Origin of the sequence: Sphingobacterium sp. SGL-16 (genome assembly GCF_011043515.1) — a bacterium.
GTDB classification, from domain to species: domain Bacteria; phylum Bacteroidota; class Bacteroidia; order Sphingobacteriales; family Sphingobacteriaceae; genus Sphingobacterium; species Sphingobacterium litopenaei.
Genome location: NZ_JAAKGQ010000041.1, coordinates 1 through 19,404, shown reverse-complemented (window position 1 = coordinate 19,404; position 19,404 = coordinate 1). Strand labels below are relative to the sequence as shown.

The window sequence follows — 19,404 nt, the reverse complement described above, 5'->3', positions numbered from 1 at the left end:
TTATGTTTATTACTATACTAAAGTAGTAGATTATTTTATATTTGAATAATAAATATCTATAGAATGAAAAAAATACTTTTTGCTATTGCATTTATATTGCCATTCTTTGTTTTTGCACAGACAAAAGAAGAGAAGATTAAACAGATTTTGGCAAATCCAAAAGATCCAGCGACATTGCAAATAATACAACGTTTGGAAACCTATAATCCAGATTATAAAGAAATGCGTACATATTTCAAAAAACTGGACAAATCTGTTCGCAAATCTACGCAAGGCAAGATATTTGACCGGTATCTAAAAGCATTGGAAAATTCATCTGTCGGCAAAAAAGCTCCTGGCATTACACAATTTGATGTAGCAGGTGAACCCTATTCTTTGCAAGATCTAAAAGGAAAATATGTTCTTGTTGACTTTTGGGCGTCCTGGTGTCCTCCATGTCGTGAAGAGAATCCAAAATTGGTAGCTATCTATCAAGATTTCAAAGATAAGAATTTTGAAATCTTAGGTGTTTCTTTTGATAAAGATATGAATGCGTGGAAAAAAGCCATTGCAGATGATAAATTGACATGGAAACATATTTCGGATTTGCAACATTGGAATAATGGTGCTGCAGGAGTTTACGGTATTAAAGCTATTCCACAAAATGTTCTTGTAAATCCTGAAGGAATTATCGTAGCGCGTAACCTGCACGGTGATGATTTAAGAAAAAAATTGGAAGAGATGTTGAAGTAAGACAAGCACTATTTAGTAGTGAAAAAGGCTTTGCTAGCGTTGTCTAGCAAAGCCTTTTTATGTGATAGTAAAATGACCTCTCTTAAAAGTGCCTTAAACTTGGCTAAATATTTTTGATTTTTACTTTTTAGGGAGTTGTGCAAAAGTTACCGATGTTGGTTGTAGTAATATTATTTAGTATTTAAATCAGATAATTCTAATTGGTTTTTAGAGTCGATATTAGCTAAAAGTGAAATATATTTTAATTGAATTCCACCATTTTTAGCATCGCTGGCCATCTTTAATATTTTTGTTTCTAAATTTTCAATATTAGATAGTAATGGTTTTGGATGTATTATTATTTGTCCATCAGCATCTTTAAGCATTTTTTTAGTTACACTCTTTGTGAAATCATCAGAATTTAGGTTACTTAATAACTTACGTAGCATTTTTTGTAACGTTGATGAAACAAAAATTCTACTGGTTATTGCAATTTTACTTTCAATACTATAAGCTTCAATTAATCCAGGTCCTATAATATTAAATTTTTCATCCCAATATATTTCATTTACAGTTATAGCACCACGAATAGTAAACCCAGCCTCAATTGAATCTTGCCAAATTGTTTTGAGACCTTCTAAAATTGAAGAAAAACCATTTACAAAATCTAAATATCTAATTTGATTAGCAGTTTTTTCTAAACCAAAAAGTAAAATAAATGAATCTGATATTGTAATAACTTTTACTCCGCCCTCTATTAGTTTTTTCTTAGTTTCTTGAACTAAAAGAGAGCTTAATGGATTGTCAGTAACTTTTTCGATGTTATTTCTTATTCCTAATAGCTTATTAACAGGGTCATTAATTTCTTTATTCCAGTTTGATTTAACCAGATTAGAAAAGCCTAATATATCAATAAAAGCTATAATTGCTGGACCTCGGAAATTATCGTGTTTACCTTTCATTCTTATTTATTTCACCTAACATTTAAATATACGAACCTATTTTAAAGTTGCTAGTTCAATATATTGATATACTGATAAATATACCGAGTTGTTTGAAAAGGAAGGTGTGTTAGGAAAACTGTATCTGCGAATTAGCTATACAGCAATAGATTTTTTCGTCATTTCGACGAGTGAGGAGGAGAAATCTAAAATTATTATTGATTCACATTAAGGATTTAGATTTCTCTCTTTGTTCAAAATGACGGTTAATCTTAAACATTAATATTACTTCGTTCCTCGCAATGAAGGTTATTTTAAGAGGTCTTGCAACCTACCCAAATAATGCCCTAAAAATATCTTCTAATTTTGCTACAGGTCGAATAGCAATATTGTATTTCTTTGCGTCAAGTCCTTTGGTATTATGCTTTGGAATAAAAATTCCTTCAAAACCTAATTTTTCTGCTTCAGCAATACGTTGTTCGATTCGATTGACAGCACGTATTTCTCCGGATAAACCTACCTCTCCGGCAAAGGTAACGTTAGTGGGTAAAGCAATATCTTGTTGGGAGGATATAATTGCTGCGATTACAGCCAAATCAATTGCAGGATCTTCTACACGTAAACCTCCTGTAATGTTCAAAAACACATCTTGTGCGCTCAGACGAAAACCAAAACGTTTTTCTAATACAGCTAGGAGCATATTCAATCTTTTGGTGTCAAATCCCGTAGAACTACGCTGTGGCGTACCAAAGGCAGAATTTCCGACCAAAGCCTGTACTTCTATCATCAATGGACGAATGCCTTCAAGCATCGTAGCAATTGCTACACCGCTAGTTGGTTCGTCGCGTTGAGAAATCATGATTTCGGAAGGATTGGACACCTCACGCAATCCCGAACCTTGCATTTCATAGATTCCTAATTCGGATGACGAGCCAAAACGATTTTTAACCGCACGTAAGATGCGGTACACGTGGTGACGATCACCTTCAAATTGCAATACGGTATCGACCATATGTTCCAATACTTTTGGCCCAGCGATAGAACCATCTTTTGTGATGTGCCCTACAATAAATACAGGAACATTGCTCTCTTTTGCATAGCGTAATAATTCCGCAGTACATTCACGCACTTGCGAAACAGACCCTGGCGCAGATTCAATTTGTTGCGAATGTAGCGTCTGAATGGAATCAATAACGACCAAATTCGGTTCAACGGCTTCGGCTTGTTTAAAAATATTTTGTGTGGAAGTTTCTGTTAAGATATAGCAGTTAGCTTTCGAGTGTTGTGAAAGACGTTCTGCTCGCATCTTAATTTGTTGCTCGCTCTCTTCTCCAGAAATATACAGAACTTTGATTTGAGGAATAGAAAGTGCTAATTGCAACATCAAAGTGGATTTACCAATACCAGGTTCACCGCCAATTAATACCAACGATCCAGGAACAATTCCTCCACCCAGGACGCGGTTAAATTCGCGATCTGGAGTGACAATGCGTTGTTCTTCCGTATAAACTATCTCGTGGATTATTGCCGCTTTATTTTGTCTTTTTGGTGCTCCAATGCTTGTTGTGCTGCGCCATTCGGGCACCCGGGAAGATGCTGGAGCAACAACTTCTTCTACAAACGTATTCCATTGTTTGCAGGATGGACATTGACCAAGCCACTTTGGAGACTCATATCCGCAAGATTGACATAAATATGCTGATTTTGATTTTGCCATTAAGCGAAATTACTAAAAATAAGATGGAAAATTATTTTAGAAATTCATTGTAGCAAACAATAAATTTCCTTTACTTAGGTGAGAAATTTTCCAATTAACCCTGTTGGAAAATGAGATACATAGTAATAAACCATATCCTATGATACGATTACATACCAAATCAATCTACTTATTTTTACTGCTAACAGTTCATACCCTAGCATCTCTAGCACAAACAAAACAAGATTCCACGAGCGCAGCTCCTTTTTTCAAGGATGGTCAAGCGCAAATTGTTGAAGCTTTTAAAGATCCTGCTAAATGGATACGTCATGATTTGTGGGTCGAAACTTCTTTTGATACAGATGGGGATGGAAAACTTGACCGCATGCATGTAAGTGTTACGCGTCCTTATCAAACTGAACACGGAGAATTAAAGCTTCCGGTAATCTACGAAACTAGTCCTTATTATGCGGGAGTTGCTGGTGATTTACAAGGTGTCATGTGGGATGTAAAACATGAGCTCGGAGCAACACCTAAACCCCGGACACATCCAAATGTGGTTCGCACAGGTAAAAGACCAATAATTTCAAATTCATTAATCAGACAATGGGTTCCGCGCGGCTTCATCGTGGTACATTCTTCTTCCCCAGGTACAGGATTGTCTCAAGGTTCTCCCACCGTAGGAGGAATTAATGAATCTTTAGCTCCCAAAGCTGTCATCGAATGGCTGGCAGGAAAAGATAATGGTTATACCACTCCTGATGGTGAGGAAAAGGTAAAAGCTTTTTGGAGTACCGGCAATGTAGGGATGACGGGAACTTCGTACAATGGTACCTTACCGATAGCTGCAGCAACGACTGGTGTCGATGCTCTAAAGGCAATAATTCCTGTAGCGCCTAATACCTCATATTATCATTATTACCGTTCTAATGGTCTAGTGCGCAGTCCTGGGGGCTATTTAGGTGAAGATGTAGATGTACTTTTCGATTTCATCCATAGTGGCGCAGAAGATAAGAGAGCCTATAACAATAAGACTTATCGCGATGGCGAAATTTTAAATGGTATAGATCGACAAAGCGGGGATTATAATGCGTTCTGGGCGGGTCGTGACTATTTGAATGCGATGAAAAACTTTAAGGCTGCTTTATTAATGGCTCATGGTTTTAATGATTGGAACGTAATGCCAGAGCATAGTTATCGTATCTACAATGCGGCTAGAGCAAAAGGATTACCCGTACAAATTTATTATCACCAGGCTGGACATGGTGGAGAACCTCCTCATGAAATGATGAACAAGTGGTTCACACGTTTTCTTTTCAATATTGAAAATGGGGTAGAGAAAGATCCCAAATCTTGGATTGTAAGAGAAAATGATAAACAAAATAATCCTACGCCTTATGCCGATTATCCGAATCCTGCAGCGACAGATGTTAAATTATATTTAGGCAAAGGAGGTAATTCCGCTGGTACACTTCAATTAGTAAAATCAGCATCTAAAATTAAAGAGGTATTGGTCGACGATGTTGCTTTTTCGGGAAAAGACTTGGCATCGGCAAAACAGTCAGATAATCGATTGTTGTATGTGAGCCCCGTGTTAAAACAAGACCTGCATATTTCTGGTATAGCGAATATTTCTGTCAAGCTCGCAGTAAACAAGCCTGCGGCGAACTTTTCTGTGTGGTTGGTGGCGCTGCCTTGGTCAGAAGATAAAGCCAAAATAACTGATAATATTATTACACGTGGTTGGGCAGATCCGCAGAATTATAAGTCAATTACTAAGGGTGTTCCTTTAAAACCTGGTAAATTCTATGACTTAAAATTTGATTTACAGCCGGATGATCAAGTTATACCCGCTGGTAAACAAATAGGATTAATGCTTTTCTCCAGTGATAAAGAATTTACTTTATGGCCTCAAGCTGGAACAGAAATTATAGTTGATTTAAATGGTACAAGTCTTACCTTGCCTATCGTTGGAGGTAAGGAATCTTTCGTGAAAGCTACGGAATAAGTTGTTTTTTACTTAGAAAAGAAGCGTTAACAATATCAAGTTAACGCTTCTTTTGTTAAATAGTGTTAATAACAACTAATTTTAAGATTTGAATGTAGCTGTTTGTACGCAACTATCGTCTTATATAAAAAATAGTATATATTATGATAAAAAGTAAAATGAAAGTTTTGGGGTTTATTCTCGCATTTGTTTCATTGTCTATTCAAGCAATAGCTCAGCAAATAATTACAAAACAGGATTTATCTATATTTCCAAAGCCAGAGCCTGGGTATAAAAAAGTAGTAATTGAAGTTCCACATTCGGATAAAGACGACCAGAAGAAAATCGAATTTTCAGTGGGTAAGTGGATGGAAGTGGATGGCTGTAATTATTTCAATTTACAAGGCACGTTAGAAACAAAAGATTTGCTAGGTTGGGGTTACAACTATTATGTGTTTAAAACCAATGGTCAAGTGACTTCTACTATGATGGGTTGTCCGGATGCAGCAAAGAGAAATCTTTTTGTAACGGCTCAGCCAGAAATGGTTCGTTATAATGGTAAGTTGCCAATTGTAATTTATGTGCCTGAAGAATATCAAGTAAAATTCAAAATATTCAAAGCTGAAGAGGAAACTTATTGGGCTGCAGAAGAAAGAATTAAATAAGGTGGCAATACGTCATATCGACCATAGGGAGATATCTATACCTCAGCCGTGAGACTTCTACTATGGTCGAAGTGACGATAGTTATGTAAAAGCGAAAGCCTCGAATCATTGATTCGAGGCTTTCGCTTTTATTTTGACACCAATATTATTGATATTTTTTAGCATTTACTTTACGCTCATTCTCTGTTAAGTGAATTTTACGTAAACGCATAGATTGAGGAGTAACCTCGATATATTCGTCAGCTTGGATGTATTCCATACATTCTTCTAAAGAGAATTTGATAGCAGGAGCGATACGTGTATTATCATCAGAACCTGAAGCACGCATGTTTGTTAATTGCTTACCTTTAGTAACGTTGATAGTTAAATCGTTGTCACGGATGTGTTCACCTAAGATTTGTCCTTCATAAACTTCTACACCTGGATCAACGAAGAAGCGACCACGATCTTGTAATTTATCAATAGAGTAAGCTGTTGTAGAACCAGTATCTAATGAAATCAATACACCTGCTAAACGTCCAGGGATAGTACCTTTCCAAGGCTCGTAACCTTTCAAACGGTGTGCCATTACAGCTTCACCAGCAGTAGCAGTCAATACGTTGTTACGTAAACCGATGATACCGCGTGAAGGGATAGAGAACTCTAAGTGTTGCATATCACCTTTAGCTTCCATAATCAACAACTCACCTTTACGTTGAGTTACTAATTCGATTACTTTACCAGATACATCTGAAGGAACATCAACTACTAATTCCTCGATAGGCTCACATTTCACACCATCGATTTCTTTAATGATTACTTGTGGTTGACCTACTTGCAATTCGTAACCTTCACGACGCATTGTTTCGATCAATACAGACAAGTGAAGGATACCACGACCATAAACTAACCAAGCATCAGGAGATTCTGTAGGCACTACACGTAATGCTAAGTTTTTCTCTAATTCTTTTTGTAGACGGTCATAAATATTACGAGATGTTACCAGTTTACCTTCTCTACCGAAGAAAGGAGAGTTGTTGATCGTGAACAACATGTTCATTGTTGGCTCATCGATGCTGATAACTTCTAATTGTTCTGGATTTTCAAAATCTGCAATAGTATCACCGATATCAAAACCTTCGATACCTACTACAGCACAGATATCACCTGCATGTACTTCGGATACTTTGATACGACCAAGACCTTCGAATACTTGTAATTCTTTAACACGAGATTTAACAATTTTACCATCACGTTTCATTAAAGAAACAGGTTGGTTTTCTTTGATAGTTCCACGTGCTACACGACCGATAGCGATACGACCTACGAAAGTAGAGTAGTCTAATGAAGTAACTTGCATTTGCAAAGTACCTTCAGACACTTTCGGAGCGGGGATGTGCTCGAGAATCGCTTCTAATAAATCTGTGAAGTCAGTCGTTGGTTTTTTCCAATCTGTAGACATCCATCCTTGTTTAGATGAACCGTACAATACTGGGAAGTCTAACTGCTCTTCTGTTGCGCCTAAGTTGAAGAATAAGTCGAATACATTTTCGTATACTTCTTCTGGGCGACAGTTTTCTTTATCTACTTTGTTTACTACTACGATAGGTTTGATACCCAATCCTAAAGCTTTACCTGTTACGAAACGTGTTTGAGGCATTGGACCTTCGAAAGCATCTACCAAAAGAACAACCCCGTCAGCCATTTTCAATACACGCTCTACCTCACCCCCGAAATCGGCGTGACCAGGAGTGTCGATGATATTGATTTTAACGTCTTTGTATTTAACGGAAACGTTTTTTGATACGATTGTAATACCACGCTCACGCTCCAAATCATTGTTGTCCAGGATTAATTCACCTGCATTTTCATTTTCTCTGAATTGGTTTGTGAAGTATAAGATTTTGTCCACTAAGGTAGTTTTACCGTGGTCAACGTGTGCGATAATCGCGATATTTCTGATATTTTGCATTGAGCGATAATGTATTATAAAAAATTTGAGGTGCAAAGATAATTATTTTGCACCTCAAATTTTAGAATTTTAACTATTATTTTTTCATCTTTTTAAATTCATTTTCAAACAGTTAAGCTAAAAATGTATAAAATAATAGTCTTATTTGATTTAAATGAAGATTATTCTTATTTAATCACGCCTAATTCTTTACCCACTTTTGTGAAGGCGGAAATAGCCTTATCCAAGTGCTCTGTATCATGACCAGCAGAGATTTGTACACGAATACGTGCTTTTCCTTGTGGAACCACAGGGTAATAGAAACCAATTACATAGATTCCTTCTTCGAGCATCTTCGCTGCAAACTCTTGTGCTAACTTAGCATCGTACAACATTACTGGAACGATAGGGTGGAAACCAGGTTTGATGTCAAAACCTGCTTCCGTCATTTTTTCACGGAAATATTTTGTATTTGCTTCTAATTTATCTCGCAATTCTGTTGTTTCGCTCAACATATCTAATACCGCTACTGAAGCACCGGCAATTGCAGGAGCTAAAGTATTGGAGAATAAATATGGACGAGATCGTTGACGCAACATATCGATTATTTCTTTCTTACCAGAAGTGAAACCTCCAGAAGCGCCTCCTAAAGCTTTACCCAATGTCCCTGTGATGATATCCACACGGTCAATTACATTGAATAATTCGTGTGTACCACGACCAGTTTTTCCGATAAAACCTGAACAGTGCGATTCGTCAATCATCACTAGAGCTTCATATTTGTCTGCTAAGTCACATATTTTGTCCAAAGGAGCTACCGAGCCGTCCATAGAGAAGGCGCCGTCAGTCACGATGATACGATGTCTAGCGCCAGCTGCAGCTTTCAATTGTGCTTCTAAATCTTCCATATCGCAGTTTTTGTAACGGAAGCGTTGAGCCTTACACAAACGAACGCCATCGATGATAGAGGCGTGGTTTAATTCGTCAGAGATAATTGCATCTTCAGCACTTAATAATGGCTCAAAAACACCTCCATTAGCATCAAATGCTGCTGCATATAAAATGGTATCTTCTGTACCTAAGAATTTAGATATTTTAGCTTCTAACTCTTTGTGAATATCTTGTGTACCACAGATAAAACGTACGGAAGACATACCATATCCGTGCGAATCAATGGCTTTTTTAGCGGCTTCAATTACTTTTGGATGGGAGGATAGGCCCAAATAGTTGTTTGCACAAAAATTAATTACTTCCTGACCAGTACTAACTTTGATATCAGCACCTTGTGGGGTCGTAATAATGCGTTCTTCTTTATATAAACCTGCTTCTTTGATAGCGGCCAACTCTTTTTCTAGTGCCGGCTTTAATGTTTTATACATAGTATATGAAATTAAGTATGAACTACTAATACAAATATAGTATTATTCCTAACTTGAATTTTGTGAAATCGTTTGTGTGATTTTCAATAAAGAAGGCGACAATAAATTTTGTCGCCTTCACCCTATAATGAGTAGTGTTTTATTCTATTTGCTCAATGTCCAGGTTTGGGTTCTTCCTATTAATGAGAAACCTATATAACCGCGTACATTTAATTTTTCTCCATTTCGTGTAATGGTACATTTATACGTTTTTCCCGTTTTTGGATCTGTGATAGTGCCTCCTGTAAATTCATTCCCCTCTTTTTTAAGATCTCTAATGATTTCCAATCCAAGTAAGGGTTTATTTTTACGGTCGTCTTTACAGTTAACACAATTGTCGTTTTCTGGCTTTTGGAGCAATTTGAGGATTTTTCCGTAATATTTGCCATCGCTCTTCTTGAAGATTTCTACGATGGATTTTGCCTGTCCTGTTTCATCATCTATAGTAGTCCATTTGCCTACTATATCAGAAGTGGATTGCGCATGTGCTGCGATTGTTAACACCAAAACAAAGCAAGTGATGATAAACTTTTTCATAATGTTGGATTATATTTCAATTAAAGATAATAAATAATAATTATGCCAGCATAGTATTTTTGTAAAATCTTTATTATGCAGGGAAGAAGTGAAGCCTGTATTGGCATCACTTTTGACATGAAAATAATGGTATTTGATGTTTTTTAATTAATTTGGTGTTATGAGATTTATTATTTCTTTAATCTTAACGGGCGTTGTTGTAGCGGTAGCTACCTATTTTGTTCCGGGTGCGCAAGTTGCAGGATTTGGCTGGGCTATCATAACTGGTCTTGTCATCGGTTTGGTGAATGCTATCATTGGTGGATTATTACGTTTGTTCACATTTCCGTTGAATTGGTTGACTTTTGGGTTAATCTCTTTTATTATTACCGTATTGATGGTAATGTTAAGTGATTCACTTTTGGGAGCTAAATTTGATGTAGGGGGATTCTGGAATGCAACACTCTTTGCGATTATCGTAGCGGTATTGGAAATGATAATTGGTAAAGTGAGAGGCGACGATAAATAGAAATAACTATAAAACTACATTATATTCGTTATCCCCAAGCAGAAATGTTCGGGGATTTTTTATGTAAATAATTTTTTCATCCAACTTAGCATCTTGCGAGTTTTATTCGTGTAAGGATACCAAAAAAACTTACTCATTGGAAAGTAGTTCGCTTGTAAGGTTGCTCTTTCGTGCGAAAAGGACTTAAATCCATAATGCCCTAAGGATTGTCCAATTCCAGAATTGTTCACACCACCGAAAGGAAGATTAGGATGGATAATATGGATCATGGCATCATTGATCGTAGTTCCTCCAGCTGTGGTGTGATTTAAGATATGATTTATGTATTTTTTATCCTGACTAAAAATGTATAATGACAAAGGCTTTTCCTTTTCATTTACAATCTTTAACGCTTCATCTAGATTAGAATAATAATAAACGGGTAAAATGGGGCCGAATATTTCTTCTTGCATCAGCTTCGAATCCAAAGGAAAGTTTTTGACTACAGAAGGATGAATAAATAAGGAAGCTTTGTCGTGATATCCTTTTACAATCCATTCGGCAGGTGTGTGATCTAATTCTGCTAAATATCCCGATAATCTTTCAAATTGCTTTTCGTTGATGATCCGTGCTAAATCTTCGCTGTATTTGGGTTTTTTACCAAAAGCCGATTTAATCTGTGCTTGGATAGCTAAATCAAATTCTTTTTCAATGGATTTGTCAACCAAAAGGTAATCTGGTGCAATACAAGTCTGACCCATATTGACAAATTTTGCCCAGATGATGTTTCGAACTACTTCTGCTATATTGATGTTTTTGTCAATGAATACAGGGCTTTTTCCTCCCAATTCTAAAGTAACATCTGTAAGATTATTGGCCGCGGCAGACATAACTATTTTTCCGACAGCGGGAGAGCCTGTGAAATGAATATGATCAAATTTCAACGATAATAAAAAGGTTGTCTCGTCCACCGCGCCCTCCACTACTGCGACATGGTTTTCATCAAATACTTCAGCGATTATTTCCTTTAAGATTTGATTAATTTGCGGCGTGAATTCCGAAAGCTTCAGGATAACGGTATTTCCTGCGGCAACGCTGGCTACTAGATGTACGATAGGAAGTTGAAATGGATAATTCCAAGGTGTAATAATTAGCGTATTACCTTTTGGCTCGTAAATCAGCTTTGCAGATGTCGTAGCAAAAAGTAATGAAGAACGCACAGACTTAGGCTTAACCCATTTTTTGAGCTTTTTGATGAATAGATTGATCTCTAATATACTAGCAAGGATTTCCGTGGTTTCTGTTTCGATGGGGTTTTTACGAAAATCCTTGTAGATAGCTTCTTTTATTCGTTGCTCATTCTGGAGGATAGTTTCTTTTAATTTCTTAAGCCAATTAATGCGTGTGGAAGCCGTAGTTTTTCGGATTTCTATTTTATTAGAAACTTGTGCTTGGTAAATCTTAAGTAAGTAATCAAAGTTTCTATCCTGCATATGTTTTGTTTTAAAGAGGTTTTAATTTTTCAGGAGCTACCTTTTCTATTAAAGCTCGCGCTAATACTCGATTCGGATCAACCGTAGGAAGACCAAAATAAGAATTTTCTGTCAAAGCTAAAGGTAATTCTGTACAAGCTAAAACAATGATTTGAGCACCTTGGTTCTTCAATTCGGATAAAACATTTTTTAAATCTGCTTTTGCTTTCTCAGTCACAGGAGAAGAAAAAGCTTTGATACCATATTCTTCGCTGTATATCGCTTGATGAACCATATGCTGTAAATCGTCTTGTGGAGCAATACTTTCTATTCCATATTTAGCTAATATATCAGTATATAATCCTGTGTCTCGTGTGCCTGTTGTACTGAGCACGCCGACTTTTTGATTTGGATAATGCGTATGAATAAACTTAGCCGTTTCTTCTACTAAATGAAGAAGTTGAATTTTTAAAGCATCTTTAACTAGCGCTTCACTTATTTGGTCGAATATAGACGGAGCGTGCGCTGTATTACATGGAATTGCAGCTACCTCCGCTCCTGATTTTTCTAACTCTTGAATGATGTTAAAAAGGGCGTGAGCTGGATTTTCATCCGAATTTCCCAGTAAAAAAGCTGTTCGGTCAGCGATGCGATTTGGTTGTGATGAAAGCACCACAGGAATGTGTTCCTGATCTTTAATCGCGATTGTTTCTTCAATGATTTTTTTAAATATATCAAGTCCAGCTAATGGACCAACTCCTCCTACAATTCCTATCATAATCTATTAATCTAATTCTCCTTCACGCCAATCGTAAGCCCAAAAGGTTTGCTTGTTGTCTAAAAATAGCTGCATCAATTTCTTCATAGCGGGGAAACCTTCGTCCGTATTCATAAAGGCTACTAACGTTTCTTTGGTTTTTGGGTAAGTGATAAAGAAGCAGCGAAAACCTGGATTAGATCCTGTATGCCAATAGGCGGTTCCATTTTCATTGAGCTGCATACGGATTCCTAAAGCACAAGGAACAACTTTGTCTGTGGGATCAGCATCTTTACTTTTTTTAGCTTCTGCAGCTTTGGTAAGCATTAATTGATGTGTAGATTTTTTTAACCCCTCTCCTTCTATAATAGCTTTTTGGATGAATTTCGTATAATCTTCCGCTGTGGTATATAAAGTATATGCTGCGTTGGTTTTTGCGTATTTTCCCAATCTTCTTGGTTTTTCCAGAGAATAATGTCCGTATGCTGCATTTACTTCTAAGGAGTCATTCCATACGATGTTACTGTAGGAAAGGCCCAATGGCTGAAGAACTTCTTCTTCCACAAGCTTTTGAAAGGACTTTTTAGTAATGTGTTCTAACGTTTCTTGCAGAAAATAGAATCCCTCACCCGAATACATGTAATCTGTTCCTGGTTCAAACTGTAAAGTCAACGGGGTCGCACGCCATGAAGCCGAAGGAACATCACCTTGCCAATTTAATAGCCCCGTCCGATGTGTCAAGACCATGCGGGCAGTAATTTTATCCCCGCCAGCTGTATTTGACAGTCTGTCGTATTTGTAATAACTTGTTAGGGGCTTATCTAATTCAATAAGACCTTTGTCCATCAAACGAAAGAAAGCATAAGTAGCGACTACTTTAGTCAATGAAGCCGCTTGGAATCTGGTATTTTTATTTACTAGATCATTACTCTCAAATTTCTTTTCGCCCAAAACATACGACTGTTTTTTATTTCCTTTGGTATAAGCTACCTGCATTCCGGGAATGCCCACTTCTTTCGCTATTTTTTGAAGTTCTTTCTCTATGTTTTGTGCATAGACAAGGTTGCTAAAGAGAAGAATGAATATAGAAAAAGGCGCTATAAACTTATTTAGTGGTTGCTTTAGGCAATTTGTCATGGTTTAAGGCATTGTATTTTTTCAATATTTCCAACGTTTTATTAATCGGCAGGGCCTTCACTGTACGGTTGCTGATGCCGGTCATATCTTCTGCCATAAACATAGAGTTGATGATGGCTTCTTCCGTCGCTTCCCATACCGCCATAAATAGAGCCGAAAGTTCATCGTTGTGAATATCTTTTACGTCTAGTTCAATTTGATTTTTGTTGTTGTAAGGTACACGACAGGCAGGATTTGTCGAGACCGCAATGGAATAATCACCCGATCCGTTTGACGAGAATCCACCTACATTTCCGAAGGAGATATACGAGCGCTTAGCCAAACGTTCTAAATTGCGTGATGACAACGGCGCATCTGTGGCAATAACAATCATACAAGATCCGTCCGCTTTGTAAGGTTCTTTTTTCTCCATCATGTAGAAATTTTGCAATTCTCTTCCGACGGGAGCGCCGTTGATTTGCAATACACCACCGAAATTCGATTGTACCAGCACACCGATTGTGTACCCACCTTTGGATGCAGGAAGTTTGCGAGAAGCTGTACCAATCCCGCCTTTAAAACCTAAAGTTTCGGTGCCTACACCCGCACCAACATTTCCTTCGGCGACAGGACCTGATTTTGCTTGAGTTAGACTTTGTAAAACATGTTCTGCGTGTACATGGCGACCACGAATATCATTAAGTCCACCATCGTTGGTTTCACCGATGACAGAATTTACGGAACGTACATTTTCGTTGCCTGGCAATTTAATCATGTAATCGATTAAGGCATCAGCAACTTTAGGGGCATTAAGCGTATTGGTCAATAGGATAGGGGTTTCAATATTTCCCAACTCTTGGATTTGGGAAATACCCATCATCTTTCCGAATCCATTTCCTACATAGACTGCTGCAGCAACTTTATCCTGAAAAATATTTCCTTCATGGGGTAATATCGCTGTGACTCCTGTACGAACATTTTGACCGGAAATTACGGAAGTATGCCCCACTTTTACACCCGGAACATCCGTGATAGCATTCCATTTACCCGTAGGCAAAATACCAATGGTCACCCCTAATTCGCGAGCGCGACTTCTTTTTTCTTGTGCAAATATTTTTGATTCTAAAATTGTGCTACAGCCAATAGCTAGGCATACAGCATAGGTAAGTATTTTCATAGGTTGTGATAAAACGCTTGAAAATACTAAAAGAACTTAAGAAGGGGAAGATATATTTTAAAAGAATTGTGAAACCTCAGTGTTGGAGAAGAGGGTTTAAAACAACACACCTAGCTTAAACGAGATCAAATATTTTTGATTTTTAACTTTTAGAAGTAGTTGTGCAATAGTTACCGATGTTGTGTGGATGTCTATTTTCCTAAAAGACAACATTTTTTATATTTTAAATTACTTCCACAATAACATTTATCATTTCTACCAATCTTTTTTAAGGGCATTTTTTTTTATGTTGTTGATAAGACTGTCATTTTTACTTAACTGATTTGTATTTTGTGTAATAATATTTTGATAAGAATTATTTTGTTTAAGTAATTCTAATACAATTTCATTAGATAAACTGTCATTATCTTTTAGATAAGCTTGTTGAAATGAAATTATAAATGATAAAATTGCTAAAATTGTTCCAATCCATTTGTGATAATCAATACTAGAATTAGTACTAATTACTGAAGCAAAATCAGGTGAAATTTTATTAACATCACTAATTATCTGATTTTTTTGTTTTTCGAGATTTTCGTTTATATTTAGTTTTTCGAAATATGCTTTTAATTCATAAACAATATTTAATGAAAAATTTGGACCTTTAATAAACTTTATAATATTATCTGATAAACGATACTCACCATCTGGAAGGTTACCAATTCCACCACAATTAGGGCAAGGACCATATTTACAATTTGTAAAGGATATATTAAAAGTTCCATTACCTCCAATAAAATTATTTGCAGAAAAAATTGTAGAGCAATTATCACAAATTGCTATTAATTCGTTTTTCATAGACTTCAAATAACATCATTATATACGTAATTTAAGCTTTTTTGTTAAAAGGTGTATAATCGCTTGTATATTAATTTTTTATATCTGTTCTGTGTAGGTTAATTTGTTACGCACTTTAAATAAACTTCTTTGAAGATGGATATAAAATTATTAAAATCCGCGGTATAATTTTATTGCTATTGAATACTTTAAAAACTACTTATTACTTTCATAATCTTGGCTTAGTCTGTCCATTCGACGTTGAATAGCCACATCAGTTCGCTGTGGAATAAGATTATTTAAAGCATTCTTTTCTATATCCACATTGGATGCAGATTCAAAATTGTGTACTATATTTTGATTAGCGATAGCTATATCGTAGGCATCTTTGTGACTCATTAATTTCACAAATACAGGCAAACATTCGAAGAATACAAAAAGTAAGGTGATAAAGATAACTGCATATTCAGTAGACTCTTCAATAGAACCATCTGGCTTTTTGTGTAAGTTGCTTAATGCCGCATTGCGATCTGCAAAGCCAGCTACGTTAATGGCGCTATCCAAACTTTTATCGGTCAGGATTTTTTCATCCATTATACCTTCTTTTACTTTTCGTTGCGACAACAAACTTTCTTTGGCTTGTATACGTGTGCGCAAAGTGTCTAAATAGATTTCTTGTTTTTTCAGGTTCTCTTCTTTCATTTTAGCATAAGGGCCGTAGCCTAATACTCCTGAAGTTTCATCCGTTTTAGTTCCAAAAATTTCGTGATTTAATTTCTGTCTATCGGTTTTAATCGTGGTTTCCAACGAATCCGCTTGTGATTTAAGTCCATTCAATTGAGTAAACTCTGCAGCGTATTTGTTCTCAAAAGTCTTTTGGAGGGTATCGATATTAGCCTGTTGCTGTTTGAGGTAATCTATACGCAAGTGCTCGCGAATTTCTTTGTCAAATATTTTCAGTTCCAAAGGACGAGAAATAACCAAACCTATCAATACGGCGAGTATAATCCGAGGAAGTGCTTGTAATATTTGTTTAAAAGTTCCTTTTGATTTATCAATACTTAAGACAATATATCGATCCAAATTAAAAATTGCCAAGCCCCAGATAATGCCAAACAGCAAGGCGTAGAAAATTGCAAAATCATTTCCGCTAAATACGAAGTATAGCGCATATCCTCCTGCAAGGGCCGCAAACAACCCTGTAAAAAATATGGTTGCGCCTATGCTTATGTATTTATTTTGTTCTTCGGGAAATTTATTAAGAGTTTCTTTATGGACGCCTGCACACCACCAAAAGAAATTTTTTATATTATCCATTTCTATTTAAGTCAGTTTCAAATAATTAAACAAAAGTAAATATAAGTTTTTTAATGGATTGTTAAATTTCGGTAAATAGCCACTTTATGTCGGTGAGTACGCGTTCGGGGTATAATTTGATGGTTCGATGTATTATTTCTATATTGAGAGTTGTGACAATACAATCATAATTTACTTGAAATATTGTTTACTTTTGCAAACACATCAAAAAAACAAAATAAATTGTAATGAATAAAAAGAGTTTCATTCCATTTTTGGTTGTTGCATCCATGTTCGTGGGATGCGGTAGCGAAAACAAATTACAGACAGACAATCCACTTTTAACAGCGTACGAGACGCCATTCAATGTTCCTCCATTTGATAAAATTAAAGATGAACACTTCAAACCCGCTTTTGAGGAGGCGTTAAAACAACATAATTTAGAAATTGATTCTATTATTAATAATAGTGAAGAACCAACTTTTGATAACACCATCGTAGCGTTAGAAGGCTCGGGATCATTATTAAATAATGTTTCTACCGTTTTTTATAATCTTAATTCTGCGCATACAAATGACAGTATTCAGTCTTTGGCAAAAGAGTTAGCTCCACAATTGTCAGCGCATGGTGATGAGATTAATTTGAATGCCAAATTATTTGCTCGCGTAAAATCGGTTTACGATAATAAAGCAAAATTTCCTTTAGATGCTGAAGATCAAAAATTATTAGAGGAAACATATAAAGGATTTGTTCGTTCGGGAGCTAATCTTTCGGATTCAGACAAAGAGAAATTGAAGAAAATAAATGCTGAAATCTCTGTTTTGACAACACAATTTGGTCAAAATCTATTGGCGGAGACTAATGCATACGAATTAGTAGTGGACAAAGCTGAAGATTTAGCAGGCTTGCCAGAAGGTTTGAAATCTGCTGCTGCAGAAACTGCAAAGGCAAAAGGTAAAGACGGTAAATGGGTATTTACGTTGTCTAATCCATCTGTAATGCCATTTCTTCAATATGCGGATAATAGAGAATTGCGCAAGCAAATCTGGGATGCTTATCAAAAAAGAGGAAATAACGACAACGAAAGCGATAACAAAGAAATCTTGACGAAGATTGCTAATTTGAGATTAGAAAAAGCGAAATTGTTAGGTTATTCTTCTCATGCGGCGTATGTTTTAGAAGAATCAATGGCAGCAAACCCTACAAATGTTTACCAATTATTAAACAAATTGTGGGCTCCAGCTATCAATAAAGCGAAAGTGGAAGCTGCCGATATCCAAAAAGAAATTGAAGCTGCACAAGATACATTCCAAGTTGCTCCTTATGACTGGAGATATTATGCGGAGAAAATTCGTGTTAAACGTTTTGCTTTGAATGAAGAAGAAATCAAACCTTACTTTAGTTTGGCTTCTGTTCGTGAAGGCGCTTTCGAAACAGCGACTAAATTATTTGGTATTACTTTCGTAGCATTAAATAATGTGCCTACATACCACGAGGAAGTGGAAGTTTACGAAGTAAAAGATAAAGATGGTTCGCATTTAGGTTTGTTGTACGCAGATTTCTTCCCTCGTGAATCGAAAAGAGGCGGTGCTTGGATGACTTCTTACCGTAGTCAATCTACAAAAGAAGGCAAACGTGTAGCTCCAGTAATTTCTATCGTATGTAACTTCACTAAGCCTGTAGGTGACCAACCTGCTTTATTGACTTTTGATGAGGCGAGTACGTTATTCCACGAGTTTGGTCATGCATTACATGGATTATTATCTAATGTAAAATACCAATCTTTAGCAGGAACTTCAGTTTCTCGTGATTTTGTTGAATTACCATCACAAATCATGGAAAACTGGGCTGCAGATCCTGAGGTTTTGAAAACTTATGCGAAGCACTACAAAACTGGTGAAGCTATTCCAGACTCATTGATTACAAAAATGGAAAATGCGGGTACTTTTGACCAAGGTTTTGCCACAACAGAATACTTAGCTGCTTCGTTATTGGATTTAGATTATCATGCTACACAACAGCCAATCGCGGGTGATGTAAATGCTTTTGAAAAAGCTGCTATGAATAAAGTTGGTTTGATAGATGCAATTATCCCAAGATACAGAAGCACGTATTTCCAACACGTTTTCTCAGGAGGTTATTCAGCGGGATATTATGCTTATATCTGGGCTGAAGTATTGGATTCCGACGCATTCGCGGCTTTCAAAGAGAAAGGCTTGTTTGATCAAGTAACTGCTGAGTCTTTCCGTAAAAATATTTTGGAAAAAGGGGGCACTGCAAACCCTGCTGATTTATACAAAGCATTCAGAGGAAAAGATCCTGATCCAGTACATTTAATGAAAAAAAGAGGATTAAATTAATATCCTATTTAAAATAAAAAAAGGGCTTATTCGATCGA

At 36.4% G+C, this 19,404-nt stretch carries 17 protein-coding genes; 5 read left to right on the top strand and 12 right to left on the bottom strand.

The genetic code is table 11. The features are described from left to right. Window positions 1-63 precede the first annotated feature (63 nt). Window positions 64-732 carry a TlpA family protein disulfide reductase gene (locus G5B32_RS12820; protein WP_165291925.1) on the top strand — a complete coding sequence of 223 codons (669 nt, stop codon included), beginning with the start codon at window positions 64-66 and terminating at the stop codon, window positions 730-732. Between the two features lie 170 nt (window positions 733-902). Here the strand turns inward: G5B32_RS12820 and G5B32_RS12815 are convergent, their stop codons facing one another. Beyond that, entirely contained in the window at window positions 903-1,673 is a 771-nt protein-coding gene (locus tag G5B32_RS12815; RefSeq protein WP_165291924.1) for a hypothetical protein, read from the bottom strand. A 310-nt stretch (window positions 1,674-1,983) separates the two neighbouring features. Further along, window positions 1,984-3,369, bottom strand: coding sequence for a DNA repair protein RadA (radA, locus tag G5B32_RS12810; protein WP_165291923.1), 1,386 nt, complete (start codon window positions 3,367-3,369; stop codon window positions 1,984-1,986). Window positions 3,370-3,508: 139 nt separating this feature from the next. On the opposite strand from radA, the gene G5B32_RS12805 reads away from it, so the two are divergent. Then, the gene (locus G5B32_RS12805) at window positions 3,509-5,356 is read left to right on the top strand and encodes a Xaa-Pro dipeptidyl-peptidase (RefSeq protein WP_165291922.1); all 1,848 of its coding nucleotides are present in this window, start codon (window positions 3,509-3,511) and stop codon (window positions 5,354-5,356) included. A 143-nt stretch (window positions 5,357-5,499) separates the two neighbouring features. Next, window positions 5,500-6,000, top strand: a complete 501-nt coding sequence (locus G5B32_RS12800) for an ecotin (RefSeq protein WP_206366893.1) — start codon at window positions 5,500-5,502, stop codon at window positions 5,998-6,000. 145 nt (window positions 6,001-6,145) lie between these two features. Here the strand turns inward: G5B32_RS12800 and typA are convergent, their stop codons facing one another. The 3 genes from typA to G5B32_RS12785 form a co-directional block, all read right to left on the bottom strand. After that, a complete protein-coding gene (gene typA, locus G5B32_RS12795; RefSeq protein ID WP_165291921.1) occupies window positions 6,146-7,951 on the bottom strand; it encodes a translational GTPase TypA in 1,806 nt (601 codons plus the stop codon). A gap of 167 nt (window positions 7,952-8,118) precedes the next feature. Further along, window positions 8,119-9,309 (bottom strand): glycine C-acetyltransferase, encoded by a 1,191-nt coding sequence (kbl, locus tag G5B32_RS12790; RefSeq protein ID WP_165291920.1) that lies wholly within the window; start codon window positions 9,307-9,309, stop codon window positions 8,119-8,121. 144 nt (window positions 9,310-9,453) lie between these two features. Beyond that, window positions 9,454-9,885, bottom strand: a complete 432-nt coding sequence (locus G5B32_RS12785; protein ID WP_165291919.1) for a DUF2147 domain-containing protein — start codon at window positions 9,883-9,885, stop codon at window positions 9,454-9,456. Between the two features lie 160 nt (window positions 9,886-10,045). Here G5B32_RS12785 and G5B32_RS12780 point away from each other — a divergent pair, with 160 nt between their 5' ends. Further along, on the top strand, window positions 10,046-10,393 hold the full coding sequence (locus tag G5B32_RS12780) for a phage holin family protein (protein WP_165291918.1): 348 nt from the start codon (window positions 10,046-10,048) through the stop codon (window positions 10,391-10,393). Between the two features lie 59 nt (window positions 10,394-10,452). Here the strand turns inward: G5B32_RS12780 and G5B32_RS12775 are convergent, their stop codons facing one another. The 7 genes from G5B32_RS12775 to G5B32_RS12745 form a co-directional block, all read right to left on the bottom strand. Further along, window positions 10,453-11,865 carry an aldehyde dehydrogenase family protein gene (locus G5B32_RS12775; protein WP_165291917.1) on the bottom strand — a complete coding sequence of 471 codons (1,413 nt, stop codon included), beginning with the start codon at window positions 11,863-11,865 and terminating at the stop codon, window positions 10,453-10,455. A 10-nt stretch (window positions 11,866-11,875) separates the two neighbouring features. Further along, on the bottom strand, window positions 11,876-12,622 hold the full coding sequence (locus G5B32_RS12770) for an aspartate/glutamate racemase family protein (RefSeq protein WP_165291916.1): 747 nt from the start codon (window positions 12,620-12,622) through the stop codon (window positions 11,876-11,878). Between the two features lie 6 nt (window positions 12,623-12,628). Further along, window positions 12,629-13,738, bottom strand: coding sequence for a serine hydrolase domain-containing protein (locus tag G5B32_RS12765; protein WP_165291915.1), 1,110 nt, complete (start codon window positions 13,736-13,738; stop codon window positions 12,629-12,631). Next, window positions 13,707-14,894: a P1 family peptidase gene (locus tag G5B32_RS12760; protein WP_165291914.1), complete on the bottom strand. Its 1,188-nt coding sequence runs from the start codon at window positions 14,892-14,894 to the stop codon at window positions 13,707-13,709. The genes G5B32_RS12765 and G5B32_RS12760 overlap by 32 nt, the downstream gene beginning before the upstream one ends. A 191-nt stretch (window positions 14,895-15,085) precedes the next feature. After that, window positions 15,086-15,172 carry an SEC-C metal-binding domain-containing protein gene (locus G5B32_RS17720; protein ID WP_206366894.1) on the bottom strand — a complete coding sequence of 29 codons (87 nt, stop codon included), beginning with the start codon at window positions 15,170-15,172 and terminating at the stop codon, window positions 15,086-15,088. Then, entirely contained in the window at window positions 15,150-15,731 is a 582-nt protein-coding gene (locus G5B32_RS12750; protein ID WP_165291913.1) for a hypothetical protein, read from the bottom strand. The genes G5B32_RS17720 and G5B32_RS12750 overlap by 23 nt, the downstream gene beginning before the upstream one ends. Window positions 15,732-15,926: 195 nt before the next feature. Beyond that, window positions 15,927-17,027 (bottom strand): DUF4407 domain-containing protein, encoded by a 1,101-nt coding sequence (locus G5B32_RS12745; RefSeq protein ID WP_165291912.1) that lies wholly within the window; start codon window positions 17,025-17,027, stop codon window positions 15,927-15,929. A gap of 227 nt (window positions 17,028-17,254) precedes the next feature. Between G5B32_RS12745 and G5B32_RS12740 the strand changes: the two genes are divergently transcribed. Further along, complete coding sequence (locus G5B32_RS12740; protein ID WP_165291911.1) at window positions 17,255-19,366, top strand: M3 family metallopeptidase; 2,112 nt, start codon at window positions 17,255-17,257, stop codon at window positions 19,364-19,366. Window positions 19,367-19,404 lie beyond the last annotated feature (38 nt).